We start from the raw sequence: 19,700 nt of genomic DNA on the forward strand, positions 1-19,700 counted from the left end.
ACCTGTCAGGATTTCCTGCGCCGCGGAACGCGAAAAATCGGGCCGCCTCGCTACTCGGAAATCAGGCCGTGACGGATCGCGTAGCGGATCACTTCCGCGTTGTTCGCGAGGCCGAGCTTCTGCATCAGCCGCATCTTGTGCGTGCTGATGGTCTTCGCGCTCAGTGCGCACGCGTCCGCGATGTCGTTGATGCTCTTGCCCGCCGCGAGCATCTGCAGCACCTGGAATTCGCGGTCGGACAGAATCTCGTGCGGCGGCACGTCGCCCGAATGCTTCTCGAACACCATCGCGTCGACGAGCTTCGGGTCGATGAAGCGGCCGCCGTCCGCGAGCTTGCGAATCGCGGTGAGCAGCACTTCAGGATCGCTGTCTTTCGTCACGTAGCCGGTTGCGCCCGCCCGCAGCGCGCGCGACGCGACCTGCGCCTCGTTGTGGATGCTGAGCACGAGCACCGGCAGCGCGGGCTGGTCCGCGCGCACGCGGCGGATCAGGTCGACGCCGCTGATGCCGGGCATCGTCATGTCGAGCAGCAAGAGGTCCACCTCGATGGTGCGCAGCTTCTCGACCACTTCGGAACCCTGCGCTGCCTCCCCCGTCACGACGATATCGGTGGTCGTCGCGATGATCTGTTTGAGCCCGCCGCGCACGATGGCGTGGTCGTCGGCAATGAGGATCTTGATCATGAACTGTTGCCGTTCTCCAGCGGTATGTGTATCGAAATCGTTGTGCCGTCGCCCGGCTGACTGTCGATGTGCAGCGAACCGCCGATCAGCCTGGCCCGCTCGGTCATGCCGAGCAATCCGTACGAATAGCCTTCGCGCGCCGCAGCCTGGTCGAAGCCGCGGCCGTCGTCCTGCACCCGCAGTTCGAGCGAGCCGTCGCGCGCCACGAGCGTCACGTCCACATGCTGCGCTGCCGCGTGCCGCGCAACGTTGGTCAGCGACGCCTGCACGATGCGGAACAGCGCCGTCGCGTGGGTGTCGGGCAGCGCCGGTTCGCTGCCTTCCACCCGCAGTTCGCACGGAATGCTGTTGCGCCGCGTAAACTCTTCCGACAGCCATTCCAGCGCCGACACGATGCCGAAGTTTAGCGCCGCCGGCCGCAGATGGCTCGCAACGTTGCGGACCATCCAGATCGTGCCTTCGACAAGCTCGCGCATATCGTCGGCCTTCTTGACCGCTTCGGGGTCGTCGGACAGCCGCATCTTCAGCAGCGACAGGTCCATCTTCAGCGCGGTCAGCAACTGGCCGAGTTCGTCGTGCACCTCGAGCGCGATACGCTTGCGCTCGTCTTCGCGAATGCCTTCCATGTAGGCCGACAGCTCGCGCTGCTGCTCGCGCGACGCAAACAGCTCCTGCTCCATGCGCTTGCGCATCGAGATGTCATGGAGTCCGACATAAATGGCCGGCTCGTCGTCATAGGTCGCGACGCGCGCGGTCAGCATCGCCCAGAAGCGCGAGCCGTCCGCGCGGCGGAACTCCACCTCGTGATTGCGGAAGCTGCCCTCGGTGGCGAGATGGCGGATCAGCAGTTCGCGCTCGGCGGGGTCGACGTAGAAGTCGACGATATTGCCGCCCTCGTCGGCGTTTGCATCGATGCCGAACAGCGCGCGCAGCGGTTCGTTCGTGTAGCGGATATCGCCGCTCGGCATCGCGGTGATGCACAGCGCGATCGGGCTCGTCTCAACGATCGCGCGAAACCGCGCTTCGCTTGCCTGCAGACGTGCTTCGATGCGGCGCCGCTCGTCGATCTGCGCGAGCAGGTCGACGTTCGCGCGCGCGAGTTCGTGCGTGCGCTGCACGACGCGGCGTTCGAGTTCGTCACGCGCCTTCGACAGCTCGGTTTCGGCGCGCTGCCGCACCGCCACTTCGTCGAGCAGCTGCCGGTTCTGCGCAACCAGCTGGCGATGCATCGCGCGCAGCGCGAGGTGCGTGTTGACGCGCGCCATCATCTCGTCGATGCGCACCGGCTTCGTCACGTAGTCGACGCCGCCCGCCGAGAAACCCTCCACCATGTCCTCGCTGCCCGTCAGCGACGTCATGAAGATCACCGAGATGTCGCGCGTGCGCTCGTCCTGTTTGAGCCGCCGGCAGGTCTCGAAGCCGTCGATGCCGGGCATGCGGACGTCGAGCAGGATCAGGTCGGGCTGCGAGAAGCGCGCGCGTTCGAGCGTCTCCGGGCCATCGAGTGCAACCAGCACGCGAAAGCCGCGCTCCGCGAGGTTGTCCATCACCACGCCGAGATTGGCCGGCGTATCGTCGGCGATCAGGATCGTGGCGGGCGCATCCGCCGACTTCGGGTAGTCGCTCATGACGTGGCGTCCCCCGCGAGATGCTGCTCGACCAGCTGCAGGATACGCTTCGATTGATACGCCTTCGCGAGCTGCCGCAGGCGCGCAGCGAACGGCGCATGCAAGGGATCCGCGGCGGCCGCGTGTTCGGCCCAGCGCACGATGTCGCGCATGTTGCCTTCTCGCGCAAGGCGGTACAGCTCGTCCATCTGCGCAACCGGCACCTCGAAGCGTGCTTCGGGTGAGAGGTCGAGCGGCGCGGCTTCGTCCAAAGCCGGCGCGTAGGTCCACTGCAGTTCGAGCAGCGCGGCCATCTTCGCGAGCAGCGCGTCGAAATCGACCGGCTTCGACACGAACGCGCTGATGCCGCTCTCGCGGCCGCCATCACCCGCCACCGCCGACGGGCTCGCCGACAGCCCGATGATCGGGATGTGCCTGAGCGCGGGATCGTCGCGGATCATGCGCGTCACTTCGAGACCATCGATGCCGGGCATCACGATGTCGGTGAGGATCAGTTCGGGTTGTTCTTTACGTGCCTTCTCGAGCCCTTCCGCGCCCGACCCGGCTTCGCTCGCCATGAAGCCGAGCCGGCCCAGCAGCTCGACGACGACCGCGCGATTCACCTGCACGTCGTCGATCACCAGCACCTTGAGGCGAGGCCCCTCGTAGCCCGTGACGATAGCGGACGGCCGCCCGGCCGGCAAGTCCGGCTCGGCGAACGCGGCCGGCAGCTCGAACCAGAACAGGCTGCCTTCGCCGAGCCGGCTTTCCACCTGCAGCTCGCCGCCCATCGCGCGCACGAACTGACGGCTGATGGTGAGGCCGAGCCCCGTGCCGCCGGTGTGCCGCTCGCGCCGGCCCACCTGCTCGAACGGCATGAAGATCGTCTCGTACTGATCGGCTCCCACACCGATGCCGGTGTCGCGCACGTCGAAGCGCGCGGCGCCGTTCGCGCCACGGCCGATCGTGAGGCTCACGCTGCCCGCGTCCGTGAATTTCACCGCATTCGACAGCAGATTGAGCAGCACCTGACGCAGCCGCCGTTCGTCGGCGCGCACGCCGGCCGGCGCATCGTCCGCGATCCGGCAGACGAAGCCGAGCTCCTTCTGCTCCGCCTTCACCGCGACGATCTGACGGATCGCCGCGACGAGATCGCCGAGCAGCACGTCGCGGATCTCGATGCGCAGCTTGCCGGCCTCGATCTTCGCGAAGTCGAGGGTCTCGTCGATCAGCGTCAGCAGATGCTCGCCGCTATGCTGGATCACCGCGACGCCGTCGCGCTGCCGCTCGTCGAGCGCGGGATCGCGCCGCAGGATCTGCGCATAGCCGAGGATGCCGTTCAGCGGCGTGCGCAGTTCGTGGCTGAGGTTCGCGAGGAACTCGCCCTTCGCGCGGTTCGCCGCTTCCGCGAGCTGGCGCGCTTCGCGTTCGGCGGCGGCTTCGCGTTCGTCGAGATACGCGCGGTGCAGGCGCGTGCCCATCGCGTTGAACGCGGCCACCATGCGGTCGAGTTCGTCGGGCCACGCGGGCGGCGAGCGCTGCAGACGGAACGGTTGCGGCGCCTCATGAAAATCGTAGTCGCCGACAGTCCGCGCGATCGCGGTCAGATGACGCGTGACGAGCCGCGACATGATGTAAATCGTGAACAGTGAAACGAGAAACGTATTCGCTCCCTGGCTCACGAGAATCACGAGCGCGGTGCGCGTGAGGTCGTGATAGAGATTCGCGAGCGTCGCTTCGACATACAGCGTGCCGATGCGCTGCTCCTTGCCCTGCACGCGGTAGACGAGCGGAAATTCGCGCGACACGGCCATGTTCGTGGCGCGCCCGCCGGCAGTGACGACCATCGGTACGGCCACCGTTTTCGTTTCGCGCACTTCCGCCGCGCGAATATCGGCGAGCCGCAGGATGCCGTCGAGTTCGAGCTGGATCTGCGGCTGATCGAGACGCCACAGCGCCTCGCCGAGACTGTCGCGATAGCTGCGATCGACGTCGACGAGACGCTCGCTGATCCGCGCGATGCCGGCGTCGTAGTCGCGATGGAGCTGGAGAACCGTGAGGATGAGCGTGATGGCGCAGCTGAACGCGAACACCGTCGCGAGCAGCCGCAGCACGACGCTATGGCGCAGGCGACGTACGGGCTTCCACCAGGCGCCCAATCTGTCGAAAGTCATGATGCCCACGAGTGCTCCGACTCTGATTTTCATATTGTGCACTCGTTGCCGAACCACGCATTCTCGGCAACGCGTTGGCGCGCGATACTTCCGGATGCCGCCAACCCCGGGCTCATCCGGTTCAGACGAATACCGCGTTCTGCGCGGGTCCGTAGCCCGGCTTTCCCTTTGCGTCAGACGCGCGGGGCCCTCGGTGCCGTGCTGCGAACTTGCGCGGGTTACGCCTGCCGCTTCAGCTGGCGAGCGACAGTCTTGCCGGCACCTCCGGCCGGTCGATCAGTTCATCGAGACAATCGGCGAGTTCGCTCAAGGTCGTTTCGGTGTACACGTCGAGCGTATCGGGGTGATAACGGCGCAGGTCGACCATCGTTTCCCGCAGGCGGCGTATCGCGCCGGAACAGCTGTCCGACATCGGCCAGCAGTGCATCAGGTAAATCAGCGGCGTGACGCTGCGGGTTTCGCACCACGCATCGAACAGGCGCAGGCAGATCGTGTTCACCTCTTCGACGCGCACCTTGCGGTCCAATAGATACGAAACCATCGTGCAGCCCTCACCAGAATCGCAGATTGCCTTGAACCATCATGAACCTGGCCAGACGGCACGACAGTCGTCCTGACCTGCAAACGATGAAGGGAGGTCCTGATTCGCGCGTCAGGAAATCCTGACTCCGAACCGCGCCGTGCGAAGGCTCGCACAGCGCGTGGCTGGAAGCTTTCGAAAACCGTCATTTCAGGCACTTTCTGCGGAAAATCCGCGGCCCGCGACTTCGGTTATGCTGTCGCACTTTGCGAGGTCGCGCGGCCTGGTCTCGGCCGAACCGCACCGCATCATCCGGACCACTCATGCTGCTTTCGTTACCGTGGATCGCCATCTTTCTCGCCGCGCCGGCCAGCTGGGCCCCGGCGCTGCAGTGGCTCGGGCTGACGCTGCTCGCGCTCGGCTACTCCGCCGCGCTGACGATGGGCCAGGTGGACGCGCTGGCCGGCATCTCGATCGCGCTGCTCGTGCTGGCCGCTTATGCCGTGTCGCCGCATCATCCGCGTGCCGTTCGCGCGAGCGGCCATGCGCTCTTCGTCACGCTCGCGGTCGCGCTCTGCCTGCACTGGATGCCGGGCTTCCACAATCCACACGTGATCGGTCCGGTGCGTCTGACGCCGGATGCGGTGCCATTCACGATGTATCTGAACCTGGACAAGCCGCTCGTCGCCTTCTGGCTGCTGCTGGTGATTCCATGGATCCGGCGTCCTCATAGCTGGCGCACCTCGCTCGCCGCGGGCCTCGCGTGTCTGCTGGTGACGACGCTCGCGTGCCTTGGGCTCGCGACGCTCCTTCACGTCGTGCGATGGGCGCCGAAATTGCCCGCCAATAGCGTGCTGTGGCTGCTGAACAATCTCGTGCTGGTCACGCTGGCCGAAGAAGCGCTGTTCCGCGGCTATCTGCAGGGCGGCCTGACCCGCCTGCTGCGGCGCCGTCCGCAAGGCGAATGGTTCGCGCTAGGCGCAGCCGCCGTGCTGTTCGGGCTCGCTCACGCGGCAGGCGGATGGCGATGGGTGCTGCTCGCCACCGTGGCGGGCACCGGCTACGGGTTCGCGTATCGGCGCGGCGGCTTGCCGGCCGCGATGCTCGCGCACGTCGGGCTCAACGCCGCGCAGTTCTTTCTCTTCACGTATCCGATGCTGCAGACGGCGGCCGGCGGGTAGTCAGGATCGCCAGGTAATCGTAAAACGCGCGTAGCGACCGGCACCCCCAGTAAGCCGATCTCATTCCGATCCGAAAGCCCGTGCGAAACAGCCCGGTTTCGTACTGCGCAACCCTTCAAACGGCTTCCTATACTAGCCCTGTCCCTCTCTGGTTCCTTGAGGGGCGTGTTTCTCTAAAGGCGTTTGTGCGGCGGTCTCTCCCACTCCTGGGGGGACCGCCTTTTTTGCGCCCATCAATCCACTGTCGACTGACGCGCTTTTACAGCGCAATGGGTAATTACTGCGACTCCGTGGTGATCGGCGTACGCGCGCATCCGGCGTGCCACCTCGCGGGCCGCGGTAGCGCGGGCCTGCGCGCGGGCGGCACGCGCGTTGCGGGATGCAAGGATAATTCGAAGCTCGTTCGACGTCGCCTCGCATCGCGAAAACGGCAGGCAGCGCGACGGGCCCCAAGGAACCCGTGGCGATATGACGACGATCATCAGCATCGGCAGCATCAATGTGGATCTGCAAATGCGTGTGGACAGCCGCATCGGCAACCAGCACATGCTCACCGCGCGAGACTTCATGCGGCTCGCCGGCGGCAAGGCCGCGAATGTCGCGTTCGTCGCGCGACGCCTCGGTCATGACAGCAGGCTGATCGGCATGGTGGGCGACGACGACTTCGGCGACGAGGCACTGCATCCGCTGCGCGACATGGGCGTCGACGTCTCGGGCGTGCGGATCGCGCATGGGGAACCCACTGCCGTGTCGATGATCTTCGTGCCGCCCGAAGGCAGGAAGCACATCGTGCTCGCGCACAACGCGAACAACGTCTGGCCGCAGCCGGATCTCGACGCCGCGCTACGCGCGCTGGGCCGCGCGCCGCGCGACAGCGTGGTCGCGATCGACTGCGAGATCGCGCAGCCGGCCTGCGAAGCGCTGGTCGAGGAGGCCGTGCGCCGCAATCTGCGCGTCGTGCTCGACCCCACCCCACCTGAACGCGCCGGTACCGAACGCATGCGCGAACAGTGGCCGAAGCTGCTCGCCGCCACGCCGAACCCGGAGGAAGCGCAGCAGCTGACCGGCATCGACGTGCACGACGAGGACAGCGCGCTCGCGGCTGCCCGCATGCTGCACGAGCATGGCATCGGCATCGCATGCGTGAAGCTCGGCGACGGCGGTTGTGTCGTCGCGCACGCCGATGGCGCATTCACGATCTCGACGCAGGCGATCGACGCCGTCGATACGACCGGCGCCGCCGATGCGTTCTGCGGCGCGTTGACAGTGGCGCTGGCGGAGCATCAACCGGTCGGGCAGGCCGCGCGGTTCGCGACGGCCGCGGCCAATCTCACCGTGAAGACCTTCGGCTCGCAACCGGCGTATCCGGCTCGCGATGACGTCGAGCGCCATGCGCGCACGCTCGATTGCGGAGCCTGTGCATGAACGCCGCCTGAAGACCGTGTGACAGACGCGGTTTCAATTCATGCGGCCACCGCCGCTCAGGTCGCGGCGCGTTGGCGTCGGCGCGCGTGAAGGATCGATCCCGATCAATTCCAGCACTTCCGTCAGCAGGTCGATCTCCTCATGGAAATCGAGTGTGCCTGCTGGCGGCCCTCGCACTGCACGCGCATCCCGTTACGGTGGACGAGCGCAGCGCGGGTCCGGTACACCGCGTCCATGATCCGGACGTCACGGGCGGCAATCGAGTTGAGCGCCTCTATGTCCATCATCGTCATCCCCCTCTCTCGAACATGGTGGCCTCCTGCTATCGCATGATGCAGGAACGCACCCGCATGCTGCATTCCACCGCGCACGATGACGGCGCCAGCGTACGTGCGCCGGACGGAACATGTGTTGCTCACAGACGGCACAGCGAGCCTTGTCTTTGTGCCAAGGCAAAGGAACGATCGATGCGGCCTTCTTCGTATGCAGTTCGCTTCAGCAAGGAGACTCGTTATGCCGTCCATCGCAGATCCGACGAAGCCTGGCTTGCGCGAAAACCGCCCTGAAAAGACGACACCCGGCGAGGCCCAACACATCGGGCAGTTCGACTATCGCGGTCACGCGGTTACCGTCACCGCATGGCAGAACAGCGAGGGAGCGTGGATCCCGCACGTGCATATCCACTCGCACCGGACCGACGCGGTATTACCCGACGACCACCCGATCGTGCCCGAATGGGCGACGCGGGAAGAAGCAGTGCGCGACGGCGTGGAACGCGCGCGTGTTCGCATCGATCGACAACGGCCTGAGGGCTGATCGTGCGTCGAGCACTTTCTCGTCAAGATGCCGATCGAGAAATTTGCGGTGCTGAAGCCGGGCGCGCCCTGCTCGCAGGATCGATCAGGGCGTCGCGTGGCGGTCAGCGCGACAAGGCCGCGCTCAAGGCAACTGGAAAACCGACACTTCGCCTCGAAGCTGTTCGGCCTGATCGCTCATCGCGCCCGCCGCCGCAGCAGCCTGCTCCACGAGCGCCGCGTTCTGCTGCGTCACCTGGTCCATCTGCGTGATCGCCTGATTGACCTGCTCGATGCCGCGGCTTTGCTCAGTCGACGCTGCCGAGATTTCGTTCATGATGTCGGTCACACGCTGAATCGCGGTGCCGATTTCCGTCATGTTCGCCCCGGCGCGATTCACGAGTCCACTGCCTGTCCGGACCCGTTCGCCGGACGTGACGATCAGTTCCTTGATCTCGCCCGCAGCGGTCGAGGAGCGTTGCGCAAGCGAACGGACTTCCCCGGCGACGACCGCGAAACCTCTACCCTGCTCGCCCGCGCGCGCAGCCTCGACGGCGGCATTGAGCGCGAGAATGTTGGTCTGGAACGCGATGCCTTCGATCAGACCGATGATGTCGGCGATCTTGCTCGAGCTTTCCTCGATACCCATCATCGTTTCGACGACCTCCCGCACGATCTCATTGCCGCGAGCGGCCACCTGACACGCGTTATCCGCAAGCGCGCTGCCTTGCTGCGCGTTCTCGGTGTTCTGTCTGACCGTCGCCGTGAGTTCTTCCATGCTGGCCGCGGTTTCCTGCAGCGACGCCGCCTGCTCTTCGGTGCGGGACGAGAGATCGGTGTTTCCGGCGGCAATCTGGCGGGTGGCCGTTGCGATGGTTTCGCTGCCGCTGCGCACGCTGCCCACGGTCAGGGCCAGCTTCTCACGCATACGGTCGACACCGAGCAGCAACTGCCCCATTTCGTCTTCGCGATGGATGCGGACCGAACGCGTCAGATCTCCACGCGCAATGCCGTCGAGATGCGCCAATGCTTCGGCGAGCGGTCCCACGATTGCGGCGCGAAGAAAGAACCATCCGCCGAATGCCGCGGCGATGCCCACCAGCACCGAGGCGAAGCCGAGGATCTGCTGCCTCCGGTAACGCGCCTGGTTCGCCGCTTGCTGGGCTGCTGCGTCGCTCACCTGGAATTGCTTGAGGGCCGTCGATGCCTGGACCATGCGGTCATAGGATGCGGGCAACGCGTCCAGCGAAAGTCGATTGATCTCGCCCTGGTTGTAGCCCGCAATCGCCGTGCTGAAATCGCCGATCAGCTTGCGCAGGTCCGCGCGGCTTTGCTTCAGCCTGGAAGCCAGCGCGTCTTCGTCCGCGCCTCGCGGAATCCTGTCATAGCGGTTGAAGTATTGATCGGACTGATCCAGCAGGTCGACACCGCGCTTTTCGAGGTTCGGCACATCCGGTGACTGAGGTTGCAAGGCAATGCGGTCGAACACGAGACGGCTGCGCGCCATGAAAATTTCAGCGTTGGCCAGCGCATCGACGCCTGGCAATGAGTTCTCCGCAAGATCGGAGACTGACTCGTCGATGAGCTTCATTCCGTAGAGACCGAGCGAAACGGAAGCAACGAGAAGCGCGCCAAGCAACGCCATGCAGAGCGCAAGGCGCGCGCGGATAGAAAGGTCCTTCATGTGAGGAATGTCGAGTTATCGGGAGGAGTTGAACACTGCGCTGCGCGTCGAACGAGGTCGACCACATGCGAATTGAATCGTGTCCTTGATAACGGCATACCCCGCCGGCGCTTTAACCAATTCGTACACGTGTGGTCGGGAACACCGATTGCTACGCTGTTAAATCGTACGAAACTGTACGGAACGGTCAAGTTTCGTACGTCACCCATTTGCGTTTGCTGAGCTATATTGAGGACGGGGCATGACATCGCCCCCGTTCTCTTTCAGCCGGCGGACCTTATGTCCGCCATTTTTTTTGGGGCACGCGCTTAGCGCCCGTTGCGCCGTGGCGCACACAGGTCTGAAGAATCGCAGCGTCATTGAATAGAGAAAGCGCCGGCTAACGCCCGTTGCCGAAATCGGCGGCGAACAGCACGACGTCGGCGCGAGCGCCCGCCAGCACCTTGCGCTCGGCGGCAGCCGCGATCCGTTCATAGCCGTCCTCGAAAACGCGTTGGAGCCGTGCGTCGTCCGCATCGTGGGTCAGCCAGAAGTGCTGCTCCAACGCATCGCGCGAGATAAAGCACTCGATCTGCTCCCCGCGCACGACGATCGAAAATCTCAAGCCCGCCCGTTGGGCCGCGCTACGGTCCAGCAACGCCAGTCTCATCTGAATCTCCAGGCAACACTCGACGGTCATCGCTCCGGTGCGAGGATGTCGGCTTCTGCCAGCTTCATGCCAAACTGCTCCGCTGCCATCTTCGCTTCGTAGCCCGTTTCAAACGGGCCGATATCGGGTGCACCCGCATAGGGAAACAGCCGTCTCCCATCGGTTTTGCGCGTTACTTTCAGCGTTCCGTAAAACCGGCTCGCACTGGCGACGCGATAGGCCGCCGAGATCCGATAGTCCGAAACGGTCAGCACGACCGGCTGCAACGCATCGGTCTGCTGCGTCAGATTCCACCTTGCCATGCGCCTCTCCGTCATGATTGGACCGAGGCTTTTGCAGCGGCAACTGCATGCCGCGCGCCTGTTTCCTAGGAGCCTAGAGAAAGCGCGATGAACTTGGAAGAGACTGCGGGTGTCCGAAATTGCGGCGTTTCGGGCAAGCGCCTGGCGCTTGCCCGGTGCGGGTTTTCTACAGTCGTCGCATTCTGCGGAGAGGGCTTTACCGAAGGGGTAAACGGGGTTGCATGGTCAGGTCACGCAGGCTGCGCTTCCTGTGCCGTTTCCTGCCAGACCGCGCGAATCCAGTCGCGCAGCAGCAGCGATTCCGCCCAGCGGTCGGTCGTGTCGTTGCCGTCGCGGCCGATGATCGCGTAGGGCTTCGGTCCCAGTTCGCAGGTGAACGTGAGGGTTGCATCCGGACCCGCGCGGCGCCGCCATGATGCGAAGCCATAGCGCCACCAGTCGAGGAACAGGTCGACCCACATCCGGTGCGGCTCGAACGACAGTTCGATCTGCACCTGTTCGCGGCTCGCCACGCGTCCGTGAAAGGCCCACGAGTGGTCGAGGATGCGATGCATCAGCGCGTGGTTTTCGTCGGAGACGGGCCACGCGAACTCGCGCCCCACCAAGTAGTGAGAGATATCGCCGAGCAGCTTCAGGTTCGGGCGCGCGTCGAGCAGATCGAGCGTGAAGTACAGGTCCGTGGTCATCCGGTCGCGGTGCGTTTCGATGTACACGGGTATGTCGGTCTGCTCGGCAAGACGCTGCCAGCCATCCAGCAGCTTCACGCTTTCCGCGACGGTACGAGGGCGCACGTCGGGTTGCAGGTCCAGATGATGCACGCCGAACTCGACCGCATTCTCGAGCGCCGGCTGCAGGTCGTCGATCGTGCTGGGAAAGCACTGCCCTTCCGCCTGCAGCCCGTACGCGTTGCGCAATTCCGCGAGGCGCCGCACGCTGTCGCGATTCGTATAGTGCGCGCTCACGCCATCGAAGCCCGCCTCCGAAATCATCCGCAGATTCTCTTCGAGCGTGCGCTCGTGGCCGTCGCTATGACGGCGCTCCATCGCCCACATCGATTGAAAGACGAGCAGTTGCTGTCCCATCGCGTCAGACCTCGATCAGGATGCGGCCGCCTTCCACTTTCGCCGGATACGTCTGCAGTTTTTCGCAGACCGGCGTGCACAGCGGACGGCCATCGCGCACGTCGAAGCGGCCGTTGTGCTTCGGGCATTCGATCACATGCCCCATCACGAGCCCGTCGCTCAGATGCACCTGCTCGTGCGTGCAGAGGCCATCGCTCGCGTAGACGTGATCGTCGACCCGGTAGATCGCGAAGGTGCGGCCGGCGTGGTCGAAGCGCATCACGTCTTCGTCTTCGATATCGTCGAAAGCGGCGGCATCGATCCATTGCGTCATGTTCGTCTCCATGTGTCGTTGTGGTGTCGTGTGGTGCGACCTCAGGCCTGCGCGGCGCCCGGCACCGGCCGCGCAACCGCATACGACGGATCGCGCGTCTGCCGCACCAGCGCCGGAATAATCTCGGCGTACGCGGCCAGGCTGCTGCTATAAGGCGGCGGCATGTCGTGCTTCACCACTTCGTGCAGTTTCGGCAGCGCATGGAACGGCACCATCGGGAACATGTGGTGTTCGACGTGGTAGTTCATGTTCCAGTACAGGAAGCGGAACAGCGGATTCATCCGCACCGTGCGGCAGTTGCGGCGATGATCGAGCACGTTCTCCGGCATGCCCGCATGCTGCGTGAGACCGAAGTACAGATAGAGCCACCCGCCGTACAGGCTCGGCAGCCCGATATAGAGCAGCGGCAGCACCGACCGGAAACCGATGCACGCGGCAATCACGAGCACGTAGACGGAGAGGCTGATACGCGCCTCGCGAACCACCTTCGGCCATTCGGATGCGGGAATGAAGGTCTCTTCTTCCGCGCCGACGCGGCCGAACGCGGCGCTCACCATTTTCGGCAGTTCGTGCGACACGTGCTTGATCGCGAAGATGCTGAGCGCGAGACCGAGCCAGTCGGTGGGACGCTGCGCGGCAATCTCCGGATCGCGGCCCACGACGAGCGTATCCGTGTGATGACGCGCGTGGCTCCAGCGCCAGACCGTCGCCCGGCGGAACACCTGGAACGACGCGACCTGATACAGCGCATCGTTCATCCAGCGCGTCTTGAACGCGGTGCCATGGCCGGCCTCGTGCCAGCGCGAATCCGCCGGGCTGCAATACAGCGTGCCGTACACGAAGAACGCCGGGATCGCCCACCACGAATGCGCGAACCACGCGAGCCCGGCCAGCACGCCGCTCACGGCGATAGCCGCATACCAGAGCGCCGTATCGCGGATTGCCTGCGCATCGTTGCGCTGCATCAACTGCTTCATCACCGGGCGCGGCACGGCGCACTTGTACCAGTCGGCATTCACGAGTCCCGCGGCCTGCGCGCGGTCTCCAGCACCGCCAATCAGCCGGTAAGCGTCGCGCGCAGCAGAGGATGAGCGCGCATCTGTCTCCGTATGGGCCACCTGTGTCTCCTGATCCGGGTTGGCTCCGGTTCGTCTGCCACGGAGCTCGTGTGATGAAAAATAGGCCAGCGGCGGCCCGGTCTCAACGGGAGGATTGACGAAATTTCGCCATTTCGATAGGTTGGGAATGAACCTGCTTTCTCCAGATCGAGGAGGACCAAGCCCGTGTCAGCAGAGGATGCCCAGCCGCGCTGGCGCAAGCGCACCGCGCGCTTCGTCGAAATCGCGGAGCTTGCCGGCGTTAGCACGACCACCGTGGACCGCGTGCTGAACGAGCGTGGCAGCGTATCGGCGAAGGCGCGCGAACGGGTGGTCGCGGCCGCGAAGCAGCTCGCGGTGCCGCGCCTCCTGCCGGACACGCAGCATGGGCTCGTGCATATCGACATCCTGCTGCCCGAGAACGACACGCCGTTCTTCAACCGCCTGCGCCAGGCGCTGCAGCGTTCGATGCAGATGCTCGACCGGCGCGTGGTCGTGCATCGCACGCTGCTGTCCGCCGCCGACGAAGCACGCCTGCCGCAGACGCTCGGCCGCTCGCGCCACCCGCGCGCCGCGCTGATCGTGACGACCCAGGACACGCCCGAAGTGCGCGCGGCGCTCGCGGCCGCGATCGCGCGCGGCGAAGTGGTCGCGACGATGGTCACCGACATCGGCGGCATCGAGCGGCTGCACTACGCGGGCATTGATAATCACCGCGCGGGCCGCACGGCCGGCTACTTCATCGGGCGGCTCGCGAAGCCGGGCCGCGTGCTGCTGCTGCCGGGGCGGCTCGACTACCGCGCACACGTCGATCGCGTCGAAGGGTGCCGCGCGGAGCTCGGCGAGCACTTCGGCCATCTGATCTGCGAGGTGTCATCGATCGAGTCGCTGGATCAGGACGACCGCTGCTATCGCGTGGTGAACGCGGCGATCAAACGCGGCCAGCTGACCGGGATCTACAGCACCGGCTATGGTTCGGCCGGCATCGAAGCGGCGCTGCGCAAGGCGGGGCTTGCGGGTCGCGTAACGTGGGTCGGGCACGAGATGTTCGACGCGCATCGCCAGTACATCGAGGCCGGCATCATGGATATCGCGATCGACCAGGACCCGGACGGCCAGGTGATCTCGGCGTTGCAGCACGTGCTGCACGCGTGCGGGATCGTCGATGAAGCGCCCGCCAACGAGCCGGTGGAATTCCGCGTATTCTGCTCGGCCAACGTCAGGCATAGCCCGTATCTGCTTGCCTGACGCCGCGCGTTGCTCACGTCAACCCGCATCACCCCGCGTACTGGCCGCGCAATGTGCAAAGCAGTTCGACGAGCCGGTCCACGTGTTCGTCCGTGGTCCGCCACGACGACACGCTGATGCGGAACGCCGGCCGCGACTGCCAGACGGTCGCGCCGAACCACACCTCGCCGGATGCCTGAGCCGCCTCGCGGATCGCGACGGTCTGCTCGTCCGTTGCGGCACGCACCAGCACCTGATTGATCACGACGCGGTTCAGCACGTCGAAGCCGCCCGCCCGCAATCCTGCGGCAATGCGCGACGCCTGCGCGCAATGACGGTCGACCATACTCGCGACGCCCGCACGACCGAGCGAACGTAACGCCGCCCAGACCGGAATGCCGCGCGCCCGCCGCGAAAACTCCAGATTCAGGTTCTTTTGCGCATCGTGCGCGCCGGTCAGATAAACGGCGTCACTGTTCATCGCCGCGGCGAGCGCGGCGGCATCGCGGCAGATCACCATCGCGCCGTCGTACGGCGTGTTGAGCCACTTGTGGCCGTCGGTGGTCCAGCTGTCCGCGAGTTCGATTCCTTCGGTAAGCGAAGCTTTCGACGACGCCCTCGCCCACAGCCCGAACGCACCATCCACGTGAACCCATGCGCCCGCCGCTTTCGCGCGCGGAATCACGGCCGCGAACGGATCGAACTCACCGGTATTGACCTCGCCCGCCTGCATACACAGGATCGTCATGTCGTCGAGCGGCGGCAGACGGTCAGGATCGATGCGTCCCTGTGCATCGACCGGCGCGATCACGACGCGTTTCATGCCGAAGCCGAGCACGCGCAGTGCTTTTTTGACGGTAACGTGCGCGAGCTCGGAGATCACGACCTTCACTTCCGGCGCGCCGATCAGGCCGTCGCCGTCGAAGTCCCAGCCTTTGCGCTGGAGCAACGCGCGCCGCGCCGCCGCGATGGCCACCATCGTGCACGCCGTCGCGCTCGTGCCGAAACCGACCGCGCTGTCGTGCGGCAAACGCAATGCGTCCACCACCCAGCGCCCTGCGATGCGCTCGAGTGTGGCGGCAAGCGGCGAGTTGTCGAACGACGACGCGCACTGGTCCCACGCCAGCATCAGCCGCTCGGCGGCCGCCGCCGCGGGCAGCGTCGCGCCGATCACGAAGCCGAAGTAGCGCGGATCGTTCGAGCGGGTGGTGGCCGGCGTGCCGTGTTCGTCGAGCAGACGCAGCACGTCGGCGGGCGGCTTGCCTTCGTCTGGCAATGCTTCGTCGAACGCGGTCAGGCCCGCTAGCGCGCCGGCATCCGGGAACACGCGGCCGGTGCCGATCGAAGCCAGATAGTGGCGAGCGCGTTGATCCGCGTCCGCGAGCAGTGCGATTTCATCCATGCGGGAGGGCTCCCGTTGCAGTCGTTGTGGTGACCAGGACGAAAGTAGCACGCACGCGCCGCGGGCGCAGATCACGCGATGCTCGACGCCTCCCGCGTGACCACCAGCACCACGCATCCGTCGCGCGAAAACGAACGGTGCGTGGTGCCCGCCTGATACGTGACGGTTTCGCCCGGCACGAAATCCGTGCCGTCGTCGTCGGTGAAGATGCCTTCCAGAATCATCAGCAACTCGATCGATTCGTGCCGATGCGACGGCGAGCGCGCGCCGGCATCGATGCGCATCCAGTAGCTGGACCATGCACCGTCCTCCTCCGCCACCGGAATCCACGAGAAGCCGGCAAGCGGCGTGTCGCCGATCATCATCGGTTGCCAGTCGTCAGACTCGATCGTGTAGCGGGCGCGTCCGCCCTTCACGAACAGTCCGGCGAGCGCCGGCGCTTGCAGGTCCTTACTCGTCACAGTGTTCTCCGTTGGTGATCGACACCGCCGAACGCGTCACGGCGTCCTGACGAAGCCAGTCGATCAGGCCGTCGATGGCCGGGGTAATCGTGCGGCCATGGGGTACGACGATGAAATACGCGTCGCTGGTCTTGAACGATGCGACCGGCAGCCGCACGAGTTCGCCCGAAGCCAGCAGGTCCTGCACGAGCCGCCCCCAGCCGAGCGCGACGCCTTGTCCAAAGCGCGCGGCCTCGATCGCATCGGTGTAGAGGCTCGAACGGAACGCGTAGTGCAGCTTCGGGGGCCGGTAGCCGACCGCGCGAAACCACGCGTCCCAGCCCATCCATCCTTCGGACGTGGAATCCGACTCCACCAGCGCGCTTTGCGCCAGCTCGGCCACGGAAGCGGGCACGCCGTGCGCCTGCAGCCAGCGCGGCGAGCAGACCGGAAACACCTCTTCGTCGAACAGCAGCGTCGCGGTACCGTCGCTCCACTGCCCATTGCCGAAACGCACCGCGACGTCGATTTCCTTGTGGCGCAGATCCGCCGTAAACATCTGCGTCGACAGACGCAGCTGCAGGTTCGGTTGAGACTGCTTCAGCGTCGCGAGCCGGGGCAGCAGGCGGAAATGCGAGAAGCCGGCCGTCGCGGCCAGCACCAGCTCCTGCTCTTCGGTCCCGCTCGCGAGGCGATCGAACGTGCCCGCGATCTTCTGCATCGATTCCGCGACGACGACATAGAGCGCCTCGCCCTCGCCCGTCAGGGAGATGGACCGATGCAGCCGGTGAAACAGGCGCACGCCGAGCGTCTCTTCCAGAAAGCGGACCTGCCGGCTCACCGCGGCCTGCGTGACGCCGAGCTCGTTTGCCGCAAGCGTGAAGCTGCCAAGGCGCGCGACGGCCTCGAATTCGACCAGCGCCGTCATCGACGGAATCAGCCGGCGGTAGCCTTTGGTTCGGGCGGGAATCCCTTTCATTGCATCGCCACCCGTTCCGGCTCGACGAGCGGCGGTCGCGCCGTCCGGTACACGTTGGGCGACTCGCCGAATGCCTTGCGGAATTCGCGGCCCAGATGCGACGCATCCGCGAAGCCGCAGGACGTCGCGATGTCCGCCACCGTGCGGTCCGAACTCGTCAGCAGCCACGACGCCATCCGGATGCGGATCTGCCGGCCATACGCGTGCGGCGACTTGCCGGTCTCCGCGGCGAACAGCCGCTCGAGCTGCCGCACGGACATTTCCACGCGATGCGCGAGTTCCGCGAGGCTCAACGGATGGCCGATATGCTGCTCCATCAGCAGGATCGCGCGCCGCACCTTCGGGTGTGTGGCCGGTTCGAGTCCAGGCGGATGCGGCTGCGGCGCGTTGCCCTTCTGCGCATCGTCGACCAGCAGAATGCGCAGCGCCTTCTGCACGATCGTGGCTTCCACGTGCCGCAACAGGATCGCGGCCGCAACGTCGATCGATGCGCGTCCGCCCGAGCAGGTGATCCGCCGCCGGTCGATCACGAACAGACGGTCGGCGATCAGGTTGCGCTCGTCGACGCCCGGAAAGCGCTCGACGAAGTCCCAGTAGTGGAACCAGCTCACGCACATCCGGTAGCCGTCCATCACTTCGGCGCGCATCAGCGCGAACACGCCGGTGCAGATGCCGACGAGCGTGGCCGAGGTTTCCGCCGCGGCGCGGATGAACTTCAGTGTCGCCGCGCTCGCCGACGGCCCCGAGTGCAGCAGGCCGCCCACCACCACCACGTAATCGAACGTGCCGGCGTCTTCGAAGGTCGTCCACGGCGTGACCTGGATGCCGCAACTGGCGCGCACGGGCACCAGCGATTCGCCGATGATCGTCCACGAACAGCGCACGGGGCGGCTCATGTCGCCTTCGTCGCTCGCGAGCCGCAACAGGTCGACGAAACCCGAGAACGCGGTCAGCGTGAAGTTGGGCAGCAGCACGATGCCAAAGCGAAGCTGCCGCGTGGCGCCAGAGGTCATCGCGCGACTTCGGCTTCGACGCCGTGCCACTCGCGCATCATCGCGCCCACCTCTTCGCCGAGCCACTCGCGAAACTGCTCGTACTCCGGCCGCAGCCGCGCATTCTTGTGCGTGATCAGATAGTGATGGCGGTCCTGGAACACGAGCGCGTCCTGCACCGGCCGCACCAGCAGCCCCTGTTCGACCTGCCGGTGCACGAGGTGATGCCAGCCGAGCAGCGTGCCTTCGCCGGCTTCGGCCTGCGCGACGAGCAGCCGGTAGTCGTTGCTCTCCAGGTGCTCGTTTTCCACCAGACGGTCGGAACCGTCGCCTTGCTGAAACCAGTTTCGCCACACGCGCCAGTCGACGTGTTCGCAGACCTGCGCGCGCCCGAGCAGCGACAGGTTCAGCGTGGGGTGCGAAAGCAGGTCGAGCGGCTTGAGCGGCCGGTTATGGAAATGATGCTCGTGAAACGACCGGCTGCAGACCGGATACACGACGTCGTGAAAGAGCGGCTCGACTTCGTACTCCGGCTCGCGCGGCGGATTCTTCGTGATGATGACGTCGGGCTCCATCATGTCGTCGAGCTCCATGAAGTGCTCGGTCACCATCACGTGCAGCCGCAGATCGGGAAAGCGCTTACGCAACGAAGGCAGCCGGAACGACAGCCACAGCGCGGAAAACGTGTGCGATACGCAGATCGTCAACGCATGCTTGTCGGAGCGGCGCACCGCCTCGGCAGCCTCCGCGATGTTCATGATCGACAGATACGACGCGTTGTAGAGAATGCGCCCCGCATCGGTCAACGCGATGTGCCGGCCCGTGCGCTCGAACAGCGCGACGTCCAGCGAATCTTCGAGCTCCTTGATCTGCCGGCTGATCGCGGCCTGTGTCACGCACAGCACCTCGGCGGCCTGCGTGAAGCTCTCGTAGCGCGCCGCCGTGACGAAGCAGCGCAGCGCGCGCAGCGACGGCATCTGCGCGAGCAACCGGTCGGCAAACATCTGTTTTTTCTGCATGACTATCACCTTTCAGGCGGGCAACGCGAGCGGGCTCCGAAGAGCCCGTCTTGCAAACTGCATCGCTGCGCGAACACCAGGGTATCGTGCAACGGCACGAACCCCTCAGACAAAATAGTGTGCGAGCCTC

20 protein-coding genes are annotated in these 19,700 nt (G+C 65.4%); 4 read left to right on the top strand and 16 right to left on the bottom strand.

Features of this window, described 5'->3' with window-relative positions; genetic code table 11:
- Positions 1-50: 50 nt before the first annotated feature.
- The 4 genes from DVS29_RS28780 to DVS29_RS28795 all read right to left on the bottom strand — a co-directional run bounded on the left by DVS29_RS28780 (position 51) and on the right by DVS29_RS28795 (position 5,005).
- On the bottom strand, positions 51-683 hold the full coding sequence (locus DVS29_RS28780; RefSeq protein ID WP_118183936.1) for a response regulator: 633 nt from the start codon (positions 681-683) through the stop codon (positions 51-53).
- On the bottom strand, positions 680-2,311 hold the full coding sequence (locus DVS29_RS28785) for a response regulator (RefSeq protein ID WP_118183937.1): 1,632 nt from the start codon (positions 2,309-2,311) through the stop codon (positions 680-682). Before DVS29_RS28785 ends, DVS29_RS28780 begins: the two co-directional genes overlap by 4 nt.
- Positions 2,308-4,464, bottom strand: coding sequence for an ATP-binding protein (locus tag DVS29_RS28790; protein WP_118183971.1), 2,157 nt, complete (start codon positions 4,462-4,464; stop codon positions 2,308-2,310). Before DVS29_RS28790 ends, DVS29_RS28785 begins: the two co-directional genes overlap by 4 nt.
- A 232-nt stretch (positions 4,465-4,696) precedes the next feature.
- Positions 4,697-5,005 (bottom strand): hypothetical protein, encoded by a 309-nt coding sequence (locus DVS29_RS28795; protein ID WP_118183938.1) that lies wholly within the window; start codon positions 5,003-5,005, stop codon positions 4,697-4,699.
- A 302-nt stretch (positions 5,006-5,307) separates the two neighbouring features.
- Here DVS29_RS28795 and DVS29_RS28800 point away from each other — a divergent pair, with 302 nt between their 5' ends.
- Positions 5,308-6,165: a CPBP family intramembrane glutamic endopeptidase gene (locus DVS29_RS28800; protein ID WP_205962534.1), complete on the top strand. Its 858-nt coding sequence runs from the start codon at positions 5,308-5,310 to the stop codon at positions 6,163-6,165.
- A 468-nt stretch (positions 6,166-6,633) separates the two neighbouring features.
- Positions 6,634-7,590 (top strand): PfkB family carbohydrate kinase, encoded by a 957-nt coding sequence (locus DVS29_RS28805; protein WP_118183939.1) that lies wholly within the window; start codon positions 6,634-6,636, stop codon positions 7,588-7,590.
- A gap of 122 nt (positions 7,591-7,712) precedes the next feature.
- Here DVS29_RS28805 and DVS29_RS37455 read toward each other — a convergent pair whose 3' ends face one another.
- On the bottom strand, positions 7,713-7,883 hold the full coding sequence (locus tag DVS29_RS37455; protein WP_164708010.1) for a hypothetical protein: 171 nt from the start codon (positions 7,881-7,883) through the stop codon (positions 7,713-7,715).
- A 220-nt stretch (positions 7,884-8,103) separates the two neighbouring features.
- Between DVS29_RS37455 and DVS29_RS28810 the strand changes: the two genes are divergently transcribed.
- A complete protein-coding gene (locus DVS29_RS28810) occupies positions 8,104-8,406 on the top strand; it encodes a DUF6566 family protein (protein WP_118183940.1) in 303 nt (100 codons plus the stop codon).
- Positions 8,407-8,529: 123 nt separating this feature from the next.
- Here the strand turns inward: DVS29_RS28810 and DVS29_RS28815 are convergent, their stop codons facing one another.
- The 6 genes from DVS29_RS28815 to DVS29_RS28840 form a co-directional block, all read right to left on the bottom strand.
- Positions 8,530-10,068, bottom strand: a complete 1,539-nt coding sequence (locus DVS29_RS28815) for a methyl-accepting chemotaxis protein (RefSeq protein ID WP_118183941.1) — start codon at positions 10,066-10,068, stop codon at positions 8,530-8,532.
- 379 nt (positions 10,069-10,447) lie between these two features.
- Positions 10,448-10,717 carry a DUF1488 family protein gene (locus tag DVS29_RS28820; protein WP_118183973.1) on the bottom strand — a complete coding sequence of 90 codons (270 nt, stop codon included), beginning with the start codon at positions 10,715-10,717 and terminating at the stop codon, positions 10,448-10,450.
- A gap of 26 nt (positions 10,718-10,743) precedes the next feature.
- On the bottom strand, positions 10,744-11,019 hold the full coding sequence (locus DVS29_RS28825) for a DUF6723 family protein (RefSeq protein ID WP_240655827.1): 276 nt from the start codon (positions 11,017-11,019) through the stop codon (positions 10,744-10,746).
- A gap of 230 nt (positions 11,020-11,249) precedes the next feature.
- Positions 11,250-12,101 carry a sugar phosphate isomerase/epimerase family protein gene (locus DVS29_RS28830; RefSeq protein WP_118183942.1) on the bottom strand — a complete coding sequence of 284 codons (852 nt, stop codon included), beginning with the start codon at positions 12,099-12,101 and terminating at the stop codon, positions 11,250-11,252.
- Between the two features lie 4 nt (positions 12,102-12,105).
- On the bottom strand, positions 12,106-12,414 hold the full coding sequence (locus tag DVS29_RS28835; RefSeq protein ID WP_118183943.1) for a MocE family 2Fe-2S type ferredoxin: 309 nt from the start codon (positions 12,412-12,414) through the stop codon (positions 12,106-12,108).
- A 41-nt stretch (positions 12,415-12,455) separates the two neighbouring features.
- Positions 12,456-13,532: a fatty acid desaturase family protein gene (locus tag DVS29_RS28840; protein WP_118183944.1), complete on the bottom strand. Its 1,077-nt coding sequence runs from the start codon at positions 13,530-13,532 to the stop codon at positions 12,456-12,458.
- Between the two features lie 165 nt (positions 13,533-13,697).
- On the opposite strand from DVS29_RS28840, the gene DVS29_RS28845 reads away from it, so the two are divergent.
- The gene (locus tag DVS29_RS28845) at positions 13,698-14,759 is read left to right on the top strand and encodes a LacI family DNA-binding transcriptional regulator (protein ID WP_118183945.1); all 1,062 of its coding nucleotides are present in this window, start codon (positions 13,698-13,700) and stop codon (positions 14,757-14,759) included.
- 28 nt (positions 14,760-14,787) lie between these two features.
- Here the strand turns inward: DVS29_RS28845 and DVS29_RS28850 are convergent, their stop codons facing one another.
- From DVS29_RS28850 to DVS29_RS28870, 5 genes are all read right to left on the bottom strand, one after another.
- A complete protein-coding gene (locus DVS29_RS28850) occupies positions 14,788-16,140 on the bottom strand; it encodes a pyridoxal phosphate-dependent decarboxylase family protein (RefSeq protein WP_118183946.1) in 1,353 nt (450 codons plus the stop codon).
- Between the two features lie 71 nt (positions 16,141-16,211).
- Positions 16,212-16,601: a cupin domain-containing protein gene (locus DVS29_RS28855; protein ID WP_240655828.1), complete on the bottom strand. Its 390-nt coding sequence runs from the start codon at positions 16,599-16,601 to the stop codon at positions 16,212-16,214.
- Complete coding sequence (locus DVS29_RS28860; RefSeq protein ID WP_240655829.1) at positions 16,591-17,559, bottom strand: LysR substrate-binding domain-containing protein; 969 nt, start codon at positions 17,557-17,559, stop codon at positions 16,591-16,593. Before DVS29_RS28860 ends, DVS29_RS28855 begins: the two co-directional genes overlap by 11 nt.
- Complete coding sequence (locus DVS29_RS28865; RefSeq protein WP_118183947.1) at positions 17,556-18,572, bottom strand: GlxA family transcriptional regulator; 1,017 nt, start codon at positions 18,570-18,572, stop codon at positions 17,556-17,558. The genes DVS29_RS28860 and DVS29_RS28865 overlap by 4 nt, the downstream gene beginning before the upstream one ends.
- Positions 18,569-19,570, bottom strand: coding sequence for a LysR substrate-binding domain-containing protein (locus DVS29_RS28870; protein ID WP_118183948.1), 1,002 nt, complete (start codon positions 19,568-19,570; stop codon positions 18,569-18,571). Before DVS29_RS28870 ends, DVS29_RS28865 begins: the two co-directional genes overlap by 4 nt.
- Positions 19,571-19,700 lie beyond the last annotated feature (130 nt).

This window comes from Paraburkholderia phosphatilytica (genome assembly GCF_003443895.1).
In the GTDB taxonomy this organism is placed as follows: domain Bacteria; phylum Pseudomonadota; class Gammaproteobacteria; order Burkholderiales; family Burkholderiaceae; genus Paraburkholderia; species Paraburkholderia phosphatilytica.